The sequence below is a fragment of the Pseudomonas sp. GW821-FHT09E04 genome, assembly GCF_059416185.1.
In genome coordinates this window covers 32,327-49,631 of sequence record NZ_JBWKOR010000005.1, presented here as the reverse complement: position 1 = coordinate 49,631, position 17,305 = coordinate 32,327, and the positions used below count along the sequence as shown (strand labels likewise).

17 protein-coding genes are annotated in these 17,305 nt (G+C 62.2%); 10 read left to right on the top strand and 7 right to left on the bottom strand.

The window, feature by feature from the left end; translation table 11 throughout:
• Nucleotides 1–92 precede the first annotated feature (92 nt).
• A complete protein-coding gene (locus tag AC07N4_RS19080) occupies nucleotides 93–869 on the top strand; it encodes a response regulator transcription factor (RefSeq protein WP_102620221.1) in 777 nt (258 codons plus the stop codon).
• Between the two features lie 22 nt (nucleotides 870–891).
• On the opposite strand, the gene AC07N4_RS19075 is transcribed toward AC07N4_RS19080, so the two are convergent.
• The 3 genes from AC07N4_RS19075 to AC07N4_RS19065 all read right to left on the bottom strand — a co-directional run bounded on the left by AC07N4_RS19075 (nucleotide 892) and on the right by AC07N4_RS19065 (nucleotide 1,899).
• Nucleotides 892–1,299 (bottom strand): response regulator, encoded by a 408-nt coding sequence (locus AC07N4_RS19075; protein ID WP_102620071.1) that lies wholly within the window; start codon nucleotides 1,297–1,299, stop codon nucleotides 892–894.
• 63 nt (nucleotides 1,300–1,362) lie between these two features.
• Nucleotides 1,363–1,575 carry a Flp family type IVb pilin gene (locus AC07N4_RS19070; protein ID WP_096819713.1) on the bottom strand — a complete coding sequence of 71 codons (213 nt, stop codon included), beginning with the start codon at nucleotides 1,573–1,575 and terminating at the stop codon, nucleotides 1,363–1,365.
• 114 nt (nucleotides 1,576–1,689) lie between these two features.
• The gene (locus AC07N4_RS19065) at nucleotides 1,690–1,899 is read right to left on the bottom strand and encodes a Flp family type IVb pilin (protein WP_255261910.1); all 210 of its coding nucleotides are present in this window, start codon (nucleotides 1,897–1,899) and stop codon (nucleotides 1,690–1,692) included.
• 341 nt (nucleotides 1,900–2,240) lie between these two features.
• Here AC07N4_RS19065 and cpaB point away from each other — a divergent pair, with 341 nt between their 5' ends.
• From cpaB to AC07N4_RS19025, 8 genes are read left to right on the top strand one after another with little or no spacing between them, the layout of a single operon-like run.
• On the top strand, nucleotides 2,241–3,182 hold the full coding sequence (gene cpaB / locus AC07N4_RS19060; RefSeq protein ID WP_493065771.1) for a Flp pilus assembly protein CpaB: 942 nt from the start codon (nucleotides 2,241–2,243) through the stop codon (nucleotides 3,180–3,182).
• Between the two features lie 20 nt (nucleotides 3,183–3,202).
• Nucleotides 3,203–4,426: a type II and III secretion system protein family protein gene (locus AC07N4_RS19055; RefSeq protein ID WP_096819716.1), complete on the top strand. Its 1,224-nt coding sequence runs from the start codon at nucleotides 3,203–3,205 to the stop codon at nucleotides 4,424–4,426.
• Nucleotides 4,423–5,634, top strand: coding sequence for a CpaE/TadZ family protein (locus tag AC07N4_RS19050; protein WP_102620069.1), 1,212 nt, complete (start codon nucleotides 4,423–4,425; stop codon nucleotides 5,632–5,634). The genes AC07N4_RS19055 and AC07N4_RS19050 overlap by 4 nt, the downstream gene beginning before the upstream one ends.
• Entirely contained in the window at nucleotides 5,631–6,899 is a 1,269-nt protein-coding gene (locus AC07N4_RS19045; RefSeq protein WP_493065770.1) for a TadA family conjugal transfer-associated ATPase, read from the top strand. The genes AC07N4_RS19050 and AC07N4_RS19045 overlap by 4 nt, the downstream gene beginning before the upstream one ends.
• Nucleotides 6,900–6,917: 18 nt before the next feature.
• Nucleotides 6,918–7,802, top strand: a complete 885-nt coding sequence (locus AC07N4_RS19040; RefSeq protein WP_273535410.1) for a type II secretion system F family protein — start codon at nucleotides 6,918–6,920, stop codon at nucleotides 7,800–7,802.
• Nucleotide 7,803: 1 nt separating this feature from the next.
• Complete coding sequence (locus AC07N4_RS19035) at nucleotides 7,804–8,688, top strand: type II secretion system F family protein (RefSeq protein ID WP_102620067.1); 885 nt, start codon at nucleotides 7,804–7,806, stop codon at nucleotides 8,686–8,688.
• Between the two features lie 22 nt (nucleotides 8,689–8,710).
• A complete protein-coding gene (locus AC07N4_RS19030; protein WP_096819721.1) occupies nucleotides 8,711–9,433 on the top strand; it encodes a tetratricopeptide repeat protein in 723 nt (240 codons plus the stop codon).
• A gap of 16 nt (nucleotides 9,434–9,449) precedes the next feature.
• Nucleotides 9,450–9,719 carry a DUF3613 domain-containing protein gene (locus AC07N4_RS19025; protein ID WP_192559683.1) on the top strand — a complete coding sequence of 90 codons (270 nt, stop codon included), beginning with the start codon at nucleotides 9,450–9,452 and terminating at the stop codon, nucleotides 9,717–9,719.
• Between the two features lie 40 nt (nucleotides 9,720–9,759).
• On the opposite strand, the gene AC07N4_RS19020 is transcribed toward AC07N4_RS19025, so the two are convergent.
• From AC07N4_RS19020 to AC07N4_RS19005, 4 genes are all read right to left on the bottom strand, one after another.
• Nucleotides 9,760–11,430 (bottom strand): ShlB/FhaC/HecB family hemolysin secretion/activation protein, encoded by a 1,671-nt coding sequence (locus tag AC07N4_RS19020; RefSeq protein ID WP_493065769.1) that lies wholly within the window; start codon nucleotides 11,428–11,430, stop codon nucleotides 9,760–9,762.
• A 134-nt stretch (nucleotides 11,431–11,564) separates the two neighbouring features.
• Nucleotides 11,565–13,094 carry a collagen-like triple helix repeat-containing protein gene (locus tag AC07N4_RS19015; RefSeq protein WP_493065768.1) on the bottom strand — a complete coding sequence of 510 codons (1,530 nt, stop codon included), beginning with the start codon at nucleotides 13,092–13,094 and terminating at the stop codon, nucleotides 11,565–11,567.
• Between the two features lie 348 nt (nucleotides 13,095–13,442).
• Nucleotides 13,443–14,297, bottom strand: coding sequence for a MaoC family dehydratase (locus AC07N4_RS19010; protein WP_102620063.1), 855 nt, complete (start codon nucleotides 14,295–14,297; stop codon nucleotides 13,443–13,445).
• 2 nt (nucleotides 14,298–14,299) lie between these two features.
• Nucleotides 14,300–15,652 carry a 3-oxoacyl-ACP reductase gene (locus tag AC07N4_RS19005; RefSeq protein WP_096819707.1) on the bottom strand — a complete coding sequence of 451 codons (1,353 nt, stop codon included), beginning with the start codon at nucleotides 15,650–15,652 and terminating at the stop codon, nucleotides 14,300–14,302.
• Nucleotides 15,653–15,829: 177 nt separating this feature from the next.
• Between AC07N4_RS19005 and AC07N4_RS19000 the strand changes: the two genes are divergently transcribed.
• Entirely contained in the window at nucleotides 15,830–17,107 is a 1,278-nt protein-coding gene (locus AC07N4_RS19000) for an acetyl-CoA C-acetyltransferase (RefSeq protein ID WP_085711264.1), read from the top strand.
• The last annotated feature ends 198 nt before the right edge of the window (nucleotides 17,108–17,305 follow it).

The following is a 17,305-nucleotide window of genomic DNA, read 5'->3' as shown; positions in this document are numbered from 1 at the left end:
GGAAAGTGCGTCTACTTTCAAAGGTACTGGTTATACGGCCAACGGCTGACAGTACAGGAATGGTCAGTTTTGGCCTGGGCATGGAGTGGCACGTGAACAAGCTTACATCTGCGGTAAAAGTCCTCGTTGTCGATGATCAGCCTCTGATCGTCGAAGAACTCTGTGAATTTCTCGAGAGCAGCGGCTACCGCTGTGTTCCGTGCGAGTCCAGCAAAGAGGCGATCGAGCGTTTTACTGACGACACCGCGATCGGCCTGGTGCTGTGCGACCTGCACATGCCGGACATGGACGGCATTCAGCTGGTGCAGGAACTGCAACGGCTGGCCGGCAAACACCGGGCGTTCGAAGCGATCATGCTCACCGGCCGCGCCGACAAGCAGGACGTGATCAAGGCGTTGCGCGCCGGGATTGCCGACTACTACCAGAAACCGGTCAATCTGGACGAGTTGCTGGAGGGTCTGCAGCGTCAGGAGGTGGTGCTGCAGGAACGGCAGAAAACCCTGCAACTGGGGCACTTGAATCAGAAGCTTCAGGACCTGTCGTCGTCCATCGATGATCTGTACCAGGACCTGGACAAGGTTCGTCGCGGCCCTGCGCCCGTCAGTAACGAGGTGCCGAGCGAGGCCGATGCACTGGAGATCCCGGCGATCTTCAATCAGCTGTCGCCACGGCAACTGGATGTGGCGCGCCTGGTGGGCAAGGGCCAGACCAATTATCAGATCGCGTGCGAGTTGGGCATTACCGAGAACACCGTGAAGCTTTACGTTTCGCAGGTGTTGCGCCTGACCCACATGCATAACCGCACGCAGTTGGCGTTGGCGTTGTCGCCGGGTAACTCCGGTTTGCGTCAGCGAGTGACCGCACACTGAGACAGACTGCCGGGTAATCGCTCTACCCGGCATTCACCTTCGGTTTTGGAAACAGGTTGTCGAGGGTTTCCAGCAAACGCACGTGATAGATCGGCTTGCGGAACAGGTCCAGCACCTGCAACCGCAGCATGTCGCTCACATCCTCCATGTCTGCATGTCCCGATGTCACGATCACCGGCAGATGCTGGCGCGAGGTGTGTTCGCGCAAGCGCTTGATCAACGACATGCCGCTTTCCTCCGGCATGCGCAGATCGGTGATTACCAGGGCGATATCGGGATGGCGGGTCAGGTGATGCAGGGCGAGTTTCACCGAGGTCGCGGTATGACAGACGAAGCCCTCACCCTCCAGCAACTCCGCCAGCTCCAGCAACGCGTCCTCTTCGTCGTCAACCAGAAGCAACTGTTGGCGGGGCAGTGAGGAAGCAGTCATTGGGCAATCCCTGAGAAACTGAAGGTGGGTCCGAGTGTAGTGTGAGATTTACCAACCATCGAGTCAGGGCAACTGCGTCGGCGCAGTCTGTGACGAACCGCCCAGGGCCACGAGGATGTTGTTGAAGATCGCGAACACCTTGCCACCAACCGGCGTCACGAACACCACGACCACCACCGCGACCATTGCCACCACAATCGCGTATTCGATAGCCGACGCGGCTTCGGTACTCGTCAGAAGCAACCGGGCACGCATCATCAAGTATTCAAAGAGCATGAGAGTTCTCCTTACATGCCAGGGGCTGCCGGGCACCGGAAAGACAATGGGCGGGCAATGCCTGCGCGCTTTTTTCTCGGCAGCCGGCAGGCATGGATGGAGAGAAGGACTCGGTCAGGGGATGGTGGGTTTGGTCGGAACCGTACCATTCAGCGAGGTCATTATCGTGCTGAAGATGTTGTAGACCTTGGTGCCCATCGGGGAGACGAACACCACGACCACCACCGCCACCATGGCTACCACAATCGCGTACTCGATAGCCGATGCTCCTTCATCGCTCTTGAGGAACAGCCGCACCCTGGCCGCCAGATAGTCGAGACTCATACGAAACATACGTCTACTCCTTCGCGCCTTTGGCGCTGATGTCACGCGACAGCGGCAAGGTTCCACCGTGCCATTTGAGCATTGTCAACAAACTCCCTCCCAACAACTGTAAGAACGAACTAATCACAAAGGATTAGTCGCTTCGTCATTTCCGGTATTTCGACTGCTATTTGGCCAACACCCATACTTTCGTAGGTTATTTGCCCGCCAGTAATGGCGTTTTGGCTTGTTTCAGCTAGCTTGGAAATAGCGAAATAGTTGGATGTTCATAGCTGCCTGATTGCGATGTTCCCTTGGTAGGAAGTGCGGGCTGGTAGTGCAGCAGGATAGGGAGAGCCGTCATGAACAGTCGTGTCACCATGGGCCTTGCCGCCGTGCTTTTACTGGGGGCCATTGTTGTCGGGTATTGGGGCCTGGTGCTCAGCCGGCAACCTGCCCCGGTTGCCGAGGCCCCCGTGCCGGCGGTGGTCACCGTCGAAAAAACCGTCGCTGCCGCCGAAGACCAGACCCGCCAGCCAGTGGTGGTCCTGGTGCATGACGTCCCGCCGTTCACCCCCCTCACCGCCGCCGACCTGGCTGTTGAAAAACTGCGCAGTGCGCCTGCCGGCAGTCTCGGCACCATCGAGCAGGCCGTGGGCCGCACGCCGTGGCGCCACCTGAGTGCCGGGACCTGGCTCAACGTTGAAAGCTTCGAGGCCGGCGGAACGCTGGCGCGCATGATCCACCGCGATGAGCGCGCGCTGGCGGTGTCGGTCGATGAAGTCATCGGCGCGGCCGGGCAACTGGTTCCCGGGGATTACGTCGATGTGCTGCTGTTCCTGCGCCAGGACGCCAGCAACCCGCAGCAGTCGGCGCAGATTGTGGTGCCGGCCATGCGCGTGCTCGGTGTCGGCGAGCAATACGGCCTGACCAATGACGGTCAACCGTCCGCCCCCGCGTTGAGTGCCGACGACAAGATCAAACAGGATCAGCGCCGGATTGCCGCGCGCACCGTGGTGCTGGCGGTGCCCGAACAACTGCTGAGTCGAATGATGCTCGCCACTCAGGTCGGGACATTGCGCCTGGCGGTGCGCAGCAGCGAAGAACAGCGCCTGGCCAAGTATTGGGCCGGCGAAAGCCAGGCACCGGACAAACTGGTTGCCGCCAACAGCCAACTCTTCCAGTTCACTCAGCTGGCGCTGGGGACTGCGCCGAAAGCGCCGCCGAGCGGCGACCACGCGGGGGCGATACGGCCTGCGGTGGAAGTGATTCGCGGCAATCAGATCAACCAACAAAATCCATGACTGAGCAAGGATCCAAGTGCATGCAGAGTCGTTCCTGGCCGACCTTCAATCCCGTGCTCCGGGCCTTGCTGCTGATGGGACTGTCGATTAACGCGGCTCATGCGGCCAGCAGTAACTGCTCGGCCCTCGGGCGCCTGCCGCCGGTGATCGAAATCAACGAAGGCTGGCAACAGGACATGCAATCACCGGTGGCGATCACGCGCCTGGCCATTGGCGATCCGAAAATCGCCGACGTGCATGCCAACGGCAGTTCCTCGTTCCTGCTTACCGGCATGGCGCCGGGCGCCACCAGCCTGATGGTCTGGACGGGCTGCTCCGGCGAGCCGCGTCAGAGCATGGTGTTCGTCAAGGGCGCCGCCACCTCGGCCCTGACCAGCACGGGTGCATTGCCTTCGGATGATGCGCTGTTGCCCTCGCAAGTGCAGACCGACATTCGCTTCGTCGAAGTCAGCCGCACCAAACTCAAACAGGCCTCGGCCAAGTTGATCGGTACCCGCGGCAATTTCCTGTTCGGCTCCCCCGGGACATTGCCGCCCATCGATGGCGTGCCGCAGCCGCGACTGCCGGTGGACAACTCGCTGTTCAACTTCTCGTGGATCGGCGGCAATACCATGGCGATCATCAACGCCCTTGAGGGCAGCGGTTTCGCCTACACCCTGGCGCGGCCAAGCCTGGTAGCGCTGAACGGGCAGAGCGCAAGCTTCCTCGCAGGCGGGCAGATTCCGATTCCAGTGCCCAGTTCCGGCAGCGACAGCGTGTCCATCGAATACAAGGAATTCGGCATCCGCCTGACGCTGACGCCCACGATCATCAGCCACGACCGCATCGCCCTGAAAGTCGCGCCGGAAGTCAGTGAGCTGGACTTCAGCAATTCCGTGCAGATCGCCGGCACCACGGTGCCGGCCCTGACCATCCGCCGCACCGACACCAGCATTTCCCTGGCCGATGGCGAGAGTTTTGTTATCAGCGGTCTGATCAGCACCACCAACAGTTCCCAGGTCGACAAGTTTCCGGGGCTGGGCGATATCCCGGTGCTCGGAGCATTTTTCAAAAGCTCGCAGATCAAGCGCGAAGAGCGTGAACTGCTGATGATCGTCACCCCGCATCTGGTGCGGCCGTTGTCGGCAGACGCGCAACTGCCGTCGTTGCCGGGCGAAAAACTGCGCAACTACGACCCGAATTTCTACCGCATGTTCTTCCTGGAAAACGGCAACTTCGACAAGCGCAGCGGGTTGTCCCAATGAGCCAGAACCTGAGTCAGACCTTTCTCGCCATCACCCGCAACAGCACCGATCTGGAGTGGCTGCAAAGCGCCCTCGCGCCTTTGGGCCAAGTGGTCAGCGCCGGTGCCGGCAGCCTCGATGAATTGCTCGCACTGGTGGATGTCACCTTCGCCAGCCTGGTGTTTGTCGGCCTCGATCGCGAACACGTGGTGGCCCAAAGCGCGCTGATCGAAGGCGCGCTGGAGGCCAAGCCGATGCTGGCAATCGTTGCCCTCGGCGACGGCATGGACAACCAGCTGGTGCTCAACGCCATGCGCGCCGGAGCGCGGGATTTCGTCGCCTACGGTTCGCGCTCCAGTGAAGTGGCCGGGTTGGTTCGACGCTTGAGCAAGCGCCTGCCACCGGTGGCCAACAATGCCCAGTTGGGTGGTCTGACCGTTTTGTACGGCGTGCAGAGCAGTTCCGACGGCGCGTTACTGGCCAACCATATGGCGCTGGTGGTGCAGAAAAGCGGACAGCAGACGCTGTTGCTGGATCTCGGCCTGCCCCGTGGCGACAGCCTTGCACTGCTAGGACTGGAGAGTTCGTTCCACTTCGGTGATGCCTTGCGCCACCTGCGAAGGCTCGACGCCACGCTGATCGACAGTGCCTTCACCAGCGCTGAAGCGGGGCTGCGGATCCTGGCGTACGCCGACAATGACGAACCACTGGAAAGCACCAGCGCCGCCGAGCTGTACATGTTGCTCAGCGCCTTGCGCCAGCACTTCCAGCACATCGTCGTGAACCTCACCGGCCAGCCCGACAGCGAAGCCTTGCGTACCTTTGTCAGCCACTGCGACAAGTTGCTGTGGTACACCGACCAGAATGTGCTTGATTGCCGGCGCAACCTGGCGGTGTTCAATCTGTGGCGGGAAAAAGGCATGAAGCTCGATCACGGACGGCTGTTGGTCGACCGTTATTTGAGTAACGTCGCGCCGGATGCGGACACCCTGGGCAAGACCTTCAATCTGGAAGTGATCGCGGTGCTGGCCTTGAGTCCGGAGCTGCGCATGAACGCCAAGAACCAGGGCGTCAGCCTGTTTGAACTGGCCCCCCGGGAAAAACTCACCCAGAGCCTGCGGGCGCTTGGCGAACGCCTGGCCAAACGCTCCGAAAACATGGTCAATCGTTCAGAAGGCCTGACCAAACCCAAGTCCACCTGGTTCGACCGGTTGCGAGGCACCTCATGAGTCCGGAAAAACTCTTCGGCGCCCCCGCTCGAGGCCAGTCGGGCAACGGTGATCACGAAGGCCTGAAACTGGTCCTGCATCGCTACATCATCGATGCCATCGAGGAGTCCGGGAAAAACCTGCTGGAAGGTTCGCGGCAGTTGCTGGCGCAATTCGTCACCGACAAGGTCGCCGAATACATTGCCCGTTTGCACCTGGCGATTTCACGTTACGAGATGGAGCGGCTGGCGGAAGAAATCGTCGATGAGCTGACCGGATTCGGTCCGCTGGAAGTGTTGCTGCGTGATCCCGCCGTGACCGAAATCCTGGTCAACGGCCCGCACCGGGTATTCGTCGAGCGCGACGGGGTACTGCATCAAAGTGATCTGCGCTTTATCGATGCGCATCACGTCGAACGGGTCATGCAGCGCATTCTGGCGCCGCTCGGGCGACGGCTGGACGAGTCTTCGCCGATGGTCGATGCACGCCTGCCCGACGGCAGCCGGGTCAACGCGATCATTCCTCCCATTGCCCTTGATGGCCCGTGTCTGTCGATTCGTAAATTCCGCAAGGACATGCTCAAGAGCAGCGACCTGATCGCCATGCAGACCATCGATCTGGCGATTTTCGATTGCTTCCAGGACGCCGTGGGCAAGCGCTGCAACATCCTGATCAGCGGCGGCACCGGCACCGGCAAGACCACATTGCTGAACATCCTCAGCCAATTGATCAACCCCCACGAACGGCTGGTGACCATCGAAGACGTCGCCGAATTGCAGCTCGGCCACCCGCACGTGGTGCGTCTGGAAACCCGGCCGCCGAACGCCGAGGGCCATGGCGAGGTCAAGGCCAGCGACCTGATCCGCAACGCCCTGCGGATGCGCCCGGACCGGATCATTCTCGGCGAGATCCGTGGCGTCGAAGTGCTCGATGTACTCACGGCGATGAACACCGGTCACGACGGCTCGATGAGCACGGTGCACGCCAACAACGCCCAGGATGCGTTGCTGCGTCTGGAAACCCTGGTCGGCCTGACCGGGCGTACCGTGGCCGAACGCACCCTGCGCCAGATGATCTGCGCGGCGCTCGACGTGATCATCCAGCTGACCCGCATGCCCGATGGTCGCCGCTGTGTCAGCGAAGTGGTGGAAGTGGTCGGCGTGCGCGAAGACGTTTATGTCACCAACACGCTGTTCCGTCTTGATCGACGCACCGGTTTCGGCTTCCTGCGTGAAGCGCTCAACCCGGCCGGCGACAAGTTGCGGCACGAGTCGAGTCTGGGCTGAGCGCATGGAGCCTTCGTCATGATCGGACCGGTGATCCTGATCGTCATTTGCCTGCTGATGCTGGGGCTGTCGATTCGCCTGTTCCTGCATGGCGTGCGCAAGACCGCCAATGAACGGGTGCTGACGCGACTGGCCGCCGGGCAACCGCAGGCGGCGGTCGAAAAATCCTCGTGGGCGGGGCTGGAGCGGATGTTTCTGCGGGCGGGTCTCGGCCGGCCGAGCGAGCACTTCGGGTTATGGCTGGCGTTGTGGGTCCTGGCCATGATGCTGGGTTACCTGATGGCCGAATGGATCGGCCTGTTGATCCTGATGCTGGCGCCGCCCCTGATTCTGCGGTTGTACATCGCCTGGCTGTACCGGCGCCGGCTCAATCGCATGATCGAACAACTGCCGCAGTTGCTGGACCACACCGTGCGCAGCCTCAAGTCCGGCCGGACCCTGAGCGACGCGGTGATGGGCGGCATCGAAACCAGTGACGATCCGTTGAAGTCGGCGATGGGCCGGGTGCAGCGCAACGTGCAGCTGGGGGTCAACCTGCCGGACGCGGTGAGCGATTTCGCCGAGCTCTACGAGCAGGATGAACTGCGCATGTTCGCCCTGGGCCTGAAGGTCAATCATCGCTACGGCGGCAACGCCAGCGAATTGCTGGAGAACCTGATCAAACTGATTCGCGAGCGCGACCAAGGGGCACGTCAGTTGCGTGCCATGACAGGCGAAACCCGCATGACTGCGTGGGTGCTCGGATCGCTGCCCTTGATCCTGGTGAGCTATTTCATGCTGACCAATCCCGGCTACATGCTCGGCATGTGGAACGACTCCGGGGGCCAGACGATGCTGATTATCGCGGTGGTGCTGCAGGTGCTCGGTTGCCTGGCGCTGTGGCGCATGTTGAGGAGTGTCTGACATGGTGATGCTGGCCAGTCTCATGCTGTTGCTCGGCGCCCTGTTGCTGGTCGGCAACCACCTGTTGACCGAGCGCCGCCGGGTGCGTCAGGTCAACCAGCGTCTGCAGGGGCATCTGGTGCGCGGGAACCGTTTCGGCAACTGGTTGCGGGCGCTGGGCAACAGCCGCTTCGGCCAGCGCTCGGTCAGCATCGACAGTGAAACCCAGACCCTGCTCAGCCGCCTCGGCTGGCGTCGGGCCAGTGAACGCTCGCTGTTTGCCGCCTGCCAGATCGGCACGCCGTTACTGACGCTGGGCCTGGGGCTGTTCTTGCAGGAAGTGTTTTTCCCCCAGGCCCCCAACGGCTGGCTGGTGCCGATGATCGCTACCGGCGCCGGCTATCTGCTGCCCAAACGCCTGCTGGCGTATGCCGCTGGCCGTCGGCAGAAAATCATTTCGGTGGAAGTGTCGACGTTCATTCCTCTGCTGCGGATCCTGTTCGAGTCCGGCATGGCCGTCGAGCAGGCCTTGCGCGTGCTCAGCATCGAGGGGCAAAAGCTGCTGCCGGAACTGACCAGCGAACTGCGCCTGATTCTGGCGCGTGTCGACTCGGGTCTGGAACTCGGCCAGGAACTGAACAAGGCTGCGGCGATGCTGGCAGTGGATGAGTTCACCGACACCAGCGTGATCCTGCAACAGCTGATTCAGCAGGGCGGCGGGGCAATGAAATCGCTGCTGGCGCTCAAGCAACTGCTCGATGACCGCCGCCTGACGCGCTTGCAGGAATACATCTCGAAGATGTCGGCGAAGATGTCGGTGGTCATGATGTTGTTCCTGTTTCCGGCCTTGCTGATCGTACTGGCGGGCCCCGGATTTACCGCAATCACCCGGGCGTTTGCGTCCTGACACTGGCGATGGAGAGCATTTGATGAAAGCACTGATGGTCGTGGCAAGTTTGCTGTTGCTCGGCGGTTGCGCAACGGACGGTCAGGCGCCGTGGACGACGATGCTGGCGCCGGCCAGTTGCAGCAAGCTGAGTTCCGAGCAGGAGCTGTCGCTGAACCTGGTCGATGACCTGGCCAACGACGGCAAGTTGCACGCCAGCCTGGCCAACCTGCAAAGCCTGCCCGACAACCTCGTCGAGGTGCGGCTGCGCAAGGCCAGGGTCTACCGCCTGCTGGGACGCAGTGAAGCCGAGCCGTTGTATCGCGGCCTGCTCGGTACTTGCCTGAGCGCCGACGCCGAACATGGCCTGGGCCAGCTGTATGCCGCCCGTGGCGACAACGGTCAGGCGCAGGCCCACTTGCAACGGGCGGTGCGACTGGCGCCCACCAACGAAAATATCCGCAACGATCTGGGCGTGGTGTACCTCAATCAGCTGCGACTCCAGGACGCCCGGTTCGAGTTTCTGACGGCCATCGAGTTGAAGCAGAACAATCAACTGGCGACGCTGAATCTGGTCACCCTGTTGATCTACCAGAACAACTGGCAACAAGCCGCCGAAGTCGTCAGCCGCGCGCACCTGACCCCGGAACAGTTCACCGATGCCCAGGAGCGCGCGGAAAAACTCAAGGCTCCGGTGCCGGCCAAACCCGCCGCGAGCAATCAGGTTGCGGTGGTGGCTGACCCGCAACCGGCGACGATCAAGTGAACCTCCAGGAGGCGCCATGAATACCTTCAAGACCTTGTGCTGCCTGAGCCTGCTGAGCCTGCCGCTCGCTGCCTTCGCCATCGACGCCGGCCCGGCATCGGCCCAGCAGCAGGAAACCGAAGGCTGGCTGTTGCTGCAAAGCCGCAACAAGGCCGCGTCCCCTGACCCGCAAGCGGCCACGGCCACCGAGCGAGAACTGGCGATGCAGCGCTGGCTGAAGAAGTACAAATATGAAATCCCCGACTTCTATGACCCGGATGCGGGCGGGAAGATCGAGAAGCAGTAGTCGTGCTTCGCAGGCCACCGGAGTGGCCTGCGACAGCGACTTACAACTGATAGCTGAAACTGATGCTGTAACGCGGCCGGCGGTTGAACGTATCCAGTGCTTCATCCGACATCGGTTTGGCTGCTTCCAGCGCGATGTTGTAGTACTTGGCATCGCCGAACCTCAGGCCCACCGCGGCCGAGGACAGGCTGTTGGCCTGTATCGGCAACTGGTTGAACCAGCTGCGCGAGCGATCGAGCACCACGTAGGGTTGCAGGATCCGCACCCAGTTGCCGTCGCGGTTGAAGCTGTAGTTGATCTCGTAAGCCACCCCCCAGCCCTTGTCGCCGGACGCCTGGTCGTCGGGGTAGCCACGACCGAAATTCTGCCCGCCGAACACCGCGCGCTCGCTGTCGGGCAGGGTGTCGTCGCTCCAGTACAACGCGGCGGAAACCACGCCTTGCCAGTTGTCGAAGAACTTGTCGCTCTGTACCCCCGACAGTCGCAGACGGAAGAAATGCAGGTCGATGGCGCTGTTGTTGGTGTGTGCGCCCATGCTGTCGAAGCCTTGATAAACCCCGCCGCTGAGAATCCGCAGTTGCCGGGCGTCGGCCTTGCGCCAGTCGCTTTCGAAGGCGAGGGCGCGGATGTCGGTGCGTTCTTCGGCGCTGAGTGGATAGCCGATGACGTTGTAGCGGGTCTTGTCGTTGACCGCGTACAGGCGCGAGCCGGCCGTCAGCAATTCATTGGAGGCGGCAATCAGCGGCATGCTGAAACCGATGGAGTAACGGTCGTTTTCGCGGTGCGGCTTGAGTTCCAGACCGTTGTTCAGCAGCACGTTGGTGCCGGGGTCGGCGCGGTAACGCGAGGCGGACAGACTCAGTTGCGTGCCTTCGTCATCGAGGAACTGGCTGTAGTCCAGACGATAGTAATGCTCGTGGTCATCGCCCGGTGGAAACAGGCCGCTGAGGCTCAGCTGTTCGCCCATCGAGGTCTGTGAGTTGCTGCTGACGCCGAGCAAGGCCTGGGTGCCGTTGCGGTTGTCTTCGGTGGTACTCAGGGTGCTGGTGAACGGTTTTCGGCTGGCCTGGGCGATCAGGGTCGTTGCGCCGTCGGTGGTGCCGGGCGGTGGCACCTGGGCCTGGATCGTGACGCCGGGGATGCGGGTCATCAGCGTGGTGTAGCGCTCGAAGGTCTTGCGGGTCAGCGGGCGTTCCGCCTGGATCTTCGCCGTCAGTCTGTCGATCAGTCCCTTGACCCGGCCGATATCGCCCTGGACCTGAACATCCCGCACATAACCTTCCACCAGCACCACTCGCGCGGCACCGTCGTCGAAAGTCTGCTGCGGCAGGAAGGCGTAGGACAGCAGGTAGCCGTCGTTCTGGTAGCGACGGGTGATGTTGCGTGTCGCTTCAATCAGATCGGCGAGGCTGGTTTCGTGGCCGATCAGGGGTTTGTAGATCTCTGCCAGTTCGTTGAGCGGGTAAATCGTGCCGCCTTCGATCTGCACGGTTTTCAGGTTGATCTTCGTGCCCATCATCAACGGCTCGGCAGCCGCGGCACCGGGTTCCGGAACTTGCAGCGGCGCGGCGCTCGGACGGTAGGCGTCGGCGGGCAGATTCGGCACCGGCAGGTTGCGGATGGTTTCGTTGCTGTTGAGAAAGCTGGGAAGGGTGTCGGCGAGGGCAGCGGAACTGAGACTGAGGAACAGCAGGGATGCCATAACGCGCATAGGACACTCCATGTTCAAACCGCAGCACTTGGCGGGTTTTTTCCTAAGAAAAAAGCGGAAGACTCGTGGGAATCTTCCGCCCTCAACCAAGCGTAGGCGCTGTAGGTTAGGCCGTCGAATCGGCCAGGTGCAATTCAGCGTTTGTTGCCGCCCAAGGTGCCAGTCAGGCCACCGAGAACTCCGCCCAGACCGCCACCGGTGCCAGCGGCGGTGCCGCCGTTGACCAGCCCGCCGACGGCGGTGACGGTGTTGCCCACGGTGGCGACGGTATTGCCGACAGCGGTCACGACCGGGTTGCTGTTGGTGCCGGCGATGGCGCCACCAAGGTTACTGACTGCACCACCTGCCTGACCGGTGAGGCCGGCAAGCGGAGCGCCCAGACCGGTAGCACCGCCGACATTCTGAGTCAGGTTGGTGACGGCGGCGGTGACCGGTGCAAGGCCTGTGCCTATGTTGTTGCCCAGTGTTGCCAGAGGTGTGGTGGGCGTGGTGATCGGTGAACCCGAGCCACCGAGTGCTGTATTGAGCGAGGCCACGGTATTGCCGGCCGAGGCCAGAACATTGCCCGGTGAGCCGAGTGAGCCGTTGCCGGCACCGAGCCCGGCGCCGACATTCACGACCGCGCCACCAACGGTTTGCAGCAGACCATTGTTGCCAAGGCCACCGCCGGCACCTGTTCCGGAACCGGTGCCGTTATCCGCCAGCCCGCCGGTCTTGCCGACCGCCGAACCGACATTGCTCAGGGCGCCGCCGACGGTGTTGGTCAGGGCATTGCCATTGCCGGCGCCCGTGACGTTGTCGCCCACGCCGTCGACAGCGCTGCCGACTTTCTGCAGCACACCGTTCAGTGGATCACCCAGGCCGGTGGTGCCGCCGAGTTTGTCCGTGGTGCTTTCGACCATGGCGATCACCGGCACCAGTTTGCTGCCGACCTCTTTGGTCACCGAGCCGAGTGGGCCAGTGGTAGTGGCGGTGCTGAGGGTGTCACCGAGCATGGTGACTTTTTCACCCACCCCGTTGAGCAGCGGCGCCACTTTGGTGACCACGCCGCCGACCACAGGCACGCTGCCGGTGGCGGTCGCCAGTTTGCCGCTCAGGTCGGACACGCCGTTGCCGACATCCTGCACTACACCGCCGACGGCCGACGCGGTGACGCCCAGGCCGTTATCGGTGGTTGCCAGTTTGCCAATCCCGTTGCCGATGCCGTCGCCCAGTGTGGATACCACATTGCCGGCGGTTCTGGCCGCGCTTTGCACCACACCACCCACCACCGGCACGCCACTGAGCGAGTCGCCGACCTGACCGACACCATTGCCAACGCCGGCAACGGTGCCGCCGACATCCTGCACCAGGGTTGAGGTGATCAGAGGCTGAGGCGTGCTTGGGTTAGTGGGGTTGGTAGGGTCGGTTGGATTGGTCGGATTCGTCGGGTTTGTCGGATTGCTCGGATCCGAACCACCTGTCCCGCCGGTTACTGTGGTGCCGTCGGTTCCTGTTGTTCCGCCGCTGCCGGATGTCCCGCCAGTGCCTGCGGTGGAACTGTCCGGCGAAGAACTGCCGGAACTGCTGTGGTGACCGCCACCGCCACTGCTGCAACCGGCCAGACCGAGGGAGAGGATCAATGCCAGCGCTGTTGCTGATTTGCACCAAACTTGAGTTTTCATGATGGGTATTCCTTGCACCTGTCTCAACGTTCGTTGTCTTCGACGGCTAGCCGGTTCTGTTGCCGGCAATGCCTTCGTCCGTTGTGCTCATATCAGTCGCAAGGTTGGATCCACACCATTCTCAAGTTGGTATTAACGCCTTTATATAAGCGTGTGATTTGCTGCTTAACGACTAATGCCGAGGATATAAACGCGCAAAAAAAAGCCTTGAGAATCAAGGCTTGATGTTTGGCCGGGGGTTGGATAACGGCGGCAGAAACTTAAGTTATATACACACAATTGATCATGTTTCGCTGTTGTGATCGAACTCCGCGAGGGGCGCGGTAACGATTGGCGCGGCCTATTGATTCAGGCAATCGGCTGCCAGTGGCCGACCATGTGCTCCAGGTCCCCGGCACCGATCAGACGCAACTCCCCGCTGGAACCCGCCGCGCTGGCGAACAGCGATACCTCGCTCGGCAGGCGCACCGGTTTACGAAAATGCACGGCGATTTCCAGGTTGGCCCTGGGCAGGTGATCCGCCAGCGCGGCCAGGGTGCGGGCCTTGTTCCACAGACCATGGGCAATGGCGGTGGGGAAACCGAACAGCCTGGCACTGGCGGCGCTCAGGTGGATCGGGTTGTAGTCGCCGGAGACCTTGGCGTACTGCCGGCCGATGTCCGCCGGGGCTTTCCATTGCGCCACCTGCATCAGTGGCAGCGTGGGCTCCCACACCTGTTCGAGCGCTTCACCCTCAAGCTTCACGCCTCGACAGAGCATCTGGCTTTCGGCTTCCCATAATGGGCCGAGCTGATCGTCGAGGGTGGTCAGCAGATCGAACGTTGCGCCTTTGGGATGCGGTTGCAGGTTATGCACCCGAACGCTGACCTGCACGTGGCTGATTCCACCCATCGGCCGCAGAATGCGGATGCGATTGCTCAGGTGAATCAGCCCCAACAGCGGGAATGGAAAGTCTTTGGCCGTGAGCAACTGCATCTGCAACGCAAACGCCAGGACATGTGGATAAGTTGGCGGCAGCAGACCGTCATCGGCAAAACCGCAGACCTTGCGATAAGCCGCCAGACGTTTGCCGTCGATGTCGACCCCGCAGCGCAGACCGCTGTCGGGCAAACGGGTGCCGGTGATTTTGCGCCGGGTCGCGGCCCGGACATACAAACCCGGCAGACTCGGTTCGCGGTGCAGCGTGTGCCATTCGATGCTCATGCCTAAGCCCCCAGAACACTTTGTCCACAGACCCGCAATGCCTGTCCGGTGAAGGCACCGGTGCCCGGTTGCGCCAGCCAGGCCACGGCTTCGGCGACGTCTTGTGGCAGGCCGCCCTGACCCAGCGAACTCATGCGTCGTCCGGCTTCGCGCAGGCCAAAGGGAATGTGCGCGGTCATCTGGGTTTCGATGAAACCCGGCGCCACGGCGTTGATGCTGATGCCACGCTCCAGCAGCGTCGGTGCCCAGGCCTGGGCCAGTCCGATCAGCCCGGCCTTGCTCGCCGCGTAATTGGTTTGCCCGCGGTTGCCGGCGATGCCGCTGATCGAGGCGAGCAGAATCACCCGCGCGTTATCGCGCAGGGTGCCGCTGTCGAGCAGCGCCTTGGTCAGCACTTGCGGGGCATTGAGATTGACCGCCAGCACCGCGTCCCAGAACTCGGGCGTCATGTTGGCCAGGGTCTTGTCGCGGGTGATGCCGGCGTTGTGCACCAGAATGTCGAGGCCGTCGGGCAACTGTTCGATCAGTTGCGCGGCGGCGTCTTCGGCGCAGATGTCGAGGGTGATGGCGCGCCCGCCGAGGCGCGCGGCCAGGGCTTCCAGATCGGTCTTGGCCGGCGGCACGTCGAGCAGAATCACCTCGGCGCCATCACGGGCCAACGTCTCGGCGATGGAGGCGCCGATACCCCGCGCCGCGCCGGTGACCAGCGCCTTGCGCCCGGCCAGCGGGCGCGTCCAGTCGGTCACCGGCGTGGCACAAGGATTCAGACGAATCACCTGCCCGGAGACAAATGCGCTTTTCGGCGAGAGGAAAAACCGCAGCGGCCCTTCGAGCTGATCCTCGGCACCTTCGCCCACGTAGATCAATTGCAGGGTGCCGCCGCTGCGCAGCTCCTTGGCCAGCGAGCGGGAGAAACCTTCAAGTGCCCGCTGAGCACTGGCGGCGAACGGTTCGCGCAGGGTTTCCGGGGCGCGGCCGAGGATCACCAGGTGCGCGCTGCTGTCGAGGTTCTTCATCAATGGCTGGAAGAACTCGCGCAGTTGCTTGAGCTGGTCGGTGTGCTGCAATTCACTGGCGTCGAACACCACCGCCTTGAGTTTCGGGCCATGGCCGGGAATCCATTGGGTGGCGGCCGCTGGCTGATCGCCGTAGCGATAAATGGCATCCGTCAGCCGGTTGGCGAAGGCGCTGACCCGTTCGGCCAGCGGCCCGCCGCCGATCAGCAGCGCACCCTCCACCGGCCGCAGGCGCCCGGCCTGCCAGCGTTCCAGCCGCACCGGCGACGGCAGGCCCAGGGCCCCGACCAGACGGTGGCCGATGGACGAGTTGGCGAAGTCGATATAGCGGTCAGACATGGAACGCTCTCCAGAAGATGGGGTTCAAAGTGTGGACTGCGAAGGGCAATCAATCGTTCGATCCACGCAATAAGGCCTACGCTAGAACAGCAGAGTAGTTTGCCCCCGGTGTTTTTGGGGCCCGGCGGGATTTTCAGTGCCCGATTTTCAGACTGGATATTTCACAAGGAGTTTTTCATGAGTCAGCTGCGCCGCGTCGCGATCATTGGTGGCAACCGCATCCCATTCGCCCGTTCCAACGGGCCGTATGCCACCGCGAGCAATCAGGTGATGCTCACCGCCGCCCTTGAAGGCCTGATCGAACGCTACAACCTGCACGGCCAGCGCATGGGCGAAGTGGTCGCGGGGGCGGTGCTGAAACTGTCACGGGATATGAACCTGACCCGCGAATGCGTGCTCGGCTCGCGCCTGTCGCCGGCAACGCCTGCCTATGACATTCAGCAGGCCTGCGGCACCGGCCTGGAAGCCGCGTTGCTGGTGGCGAACAAGATTGCCCTTGGCCAGATCGATTGCGGCATTGCCGGCGGCGTCGACACCACGTCTGACGCGCCGATCAGCGTCAGTGAAGGCCTGCGCAAGATTCTCCTGCAAGCCAATCGCGCCAAGACCACCGGCGACAAGCTCAAGACCTTCCTGCAATTGCGTCCGAAACACCTGATCCCCGAATTCCCGCGCAACGGCGAACCGCGCACCGGCCTGTCGATGGGCCAGCACTGTGAACTGATGGCACAGACGTGGAACATTCCTCGCGAAGAGCAGGATCAACTGGCACTCGAAAGCCACCACAAACTTGCCGCGTCCTACAGCGAAGGCTGGCACAACGACCTGATGACGCCGTTCCTCGGCCTGACCCGCGACAACAACCTGCGCCCGGACCTGACCCTGGAAAAGCTCGCGACCCTGAAACCGGCCTTCGAGAAAAGCGCCAAGGGCACGCTGACCGCCGGCAACTCCACGCCACTGACCGATGGCGCATCGGTGGTGTTGCTGGGCAGCGAAGAATGGGCCAAAGAAAGAGGCTTGCCGATCCTCGCGTATCTGCGCGATGGCGAAGCGGCGGCGGTGGATTTCGTCAACGGCGCCGAAGGGCTGCTGATGGCCCCGGTGTATGCGGTGCCGCGCTTGCTGGCGCGCAATGGTTTGACCTTGCAGGATTTCGACTACTACGAAATTCACGAGGCATTTGCCGCGCAAGTGTTATGCACACTGAAGGCCTGGGAGGATCCGGAGTACTGTAAGACCCGGTTGGGGCTTGATGCGCCGTTGGGGTCGATTGATCGCAGCCGCTTGAACGTCAAGGGCAGCTCATTGGCGGCGGGGCATCCGTTTGCGGCGACGGGCGGGCGGATCGTGGCCAATCTGGCGAAGCTGCTGGATGCGGCGGGGCGGGGGCGTGGGTTGATTTCGATTTGTGCGGCGGGGGGGCAGGGTGTCACCGCCATTATCGAGCGCTAAAAGCAGCCCTCACCCCAGCCCTCTCCCGGAGGGAGAGGGAGCCGACCGTGTTGTCTGGCGTTATACATCGACCTGAAAAACCGTGTCGATTATGGATTCGGTAAAGCAGGATCAAGTCGATGCATCTTTAAAGCATCCCCCAATCAGTCCCCTCTCCCTCCGGGAGAGGGTTAGGGTGAGGGGGCTTTTTAGGTTGCC

Excerpts from the sequence above, each read along its gene's own strand:
- AC07N4_RS19040 (WP_273535410.1), top strand. The coding sequence starts at position 6,918 with ATGATCGGACCGGTGATCCTGATCGTCATTTGCCTGCTGATGCTGGGG.
- AC07N4_RS19055 (WP_096819716.1), top strand. The coding sequence starts at position 3,203 with ATGCAGAGTCGTTCCTGGCCGACCTTCAATCCCGTGCTCCGGGCCTTG.
- AC07N4_RS19075 (WP_102620071.1), bottom strand. The coding sequence starts at position 1,299 with ATGACTGCTTCCTCACTGCCCCGCCAACAGTTGCTTCTGGTTGACGAC.
- AC07N4_RS19045 (WP_493065770.1), top strand. The coding sequence starts at position 5,631 with ATGAGTCCGGAAAAACTCTTCGGCGCCCCCGCTCGAGGCCAGTCGGGC.
- cpaB (WP_493065771.1), top strand. The coding sequence starts at position 2,241 with ATGAACAGTCGTGTCACCATGGGCCTTGCCGCCGTGCTTTTACTGGGG.
- AC07N4_RS19020 (WP_493065769.1), bottom strand. The coding sequence starts at position 11,430 with ATGCGCGTTATGGCATCCCTGCTGTTCCTCAGTCTCAGTTCCGCTGCC.
- AC07N4_RS19025 (WP_192559683.1), top strand. The coding sequence starts at position 9,450 with ATGAATACCTTCAAGACCTTGTGCTGCCTGAGCCTGCTGAGCCTGCCG.
- AC07N4_RS19070 (WP_096819713.1), bottom strand. The coding sequence starts at position 1,575 with ATGCTCTTTGAATACTTGATGATGCGTGCCCGGTTGCTTCTGACGAGT.
- AC07N4_RS19010 (WP_102620063.1), bottom strand. The coding sequence starts at position 14,297 with ATGAGCATCGAATGGCACACGCTGCACCGCGAACCGAGTCTGCCGGGT.
- AC07N4_RS19015 (WP_493065768.1), bottom strand. The coding sequence starts at position 13,094 with ATGAAAACTCAAGTTTGGTGCAAATCAGCAACAGCGCTGGCATTGATC.
- AC07N4_RS19035 (WP_102620067.1), top strand. The coding sequence starts at position 7,804 with ATGGTGATGCTGGCCAGTCTCATGCTGTTGCTCGGCGCCCTGTTGCTG.
- AC07N4_RS19050 (WP_102620069.1), top strand. The coding sequence starts at position 4,423 with ATGAGCCAGAACCTGAGTCAGACCTTTCTCGCCATCACCCGCAACAGC.
- AC07N4_RS19000 (WP_085711264.1), top strand. The coding sequence starts at position 15,830 with ATGAGTCAGCTGCGCCGCGTCGCGATCATTGGTGGCAACCGCATCCCA.
- AC07N4_RS19030 (WP_096819721.1), top strand. The coding sequence starts at position 8,711 with ATGAAAGCACTGATGGTCGTGGCAAGTTTGCTGTTGCTCGGCGGTTGC.
- AC07N4_RS19065 (WP_255261910.1), bottom strand. The coding sequence starts at position 1,899 with ATGAGTCTCGACTATCTGGCGGCCAGGGTGCGGCTGTTCCTCAAGAGC.
- AC07N4_RS19005 (WP_096819707.1), bottom strand. The coding sequence starts at position 15,652 with ATGTCTGACCGCTATATCGACTTCGCCAACTCGTCCATCGGCCACCGT.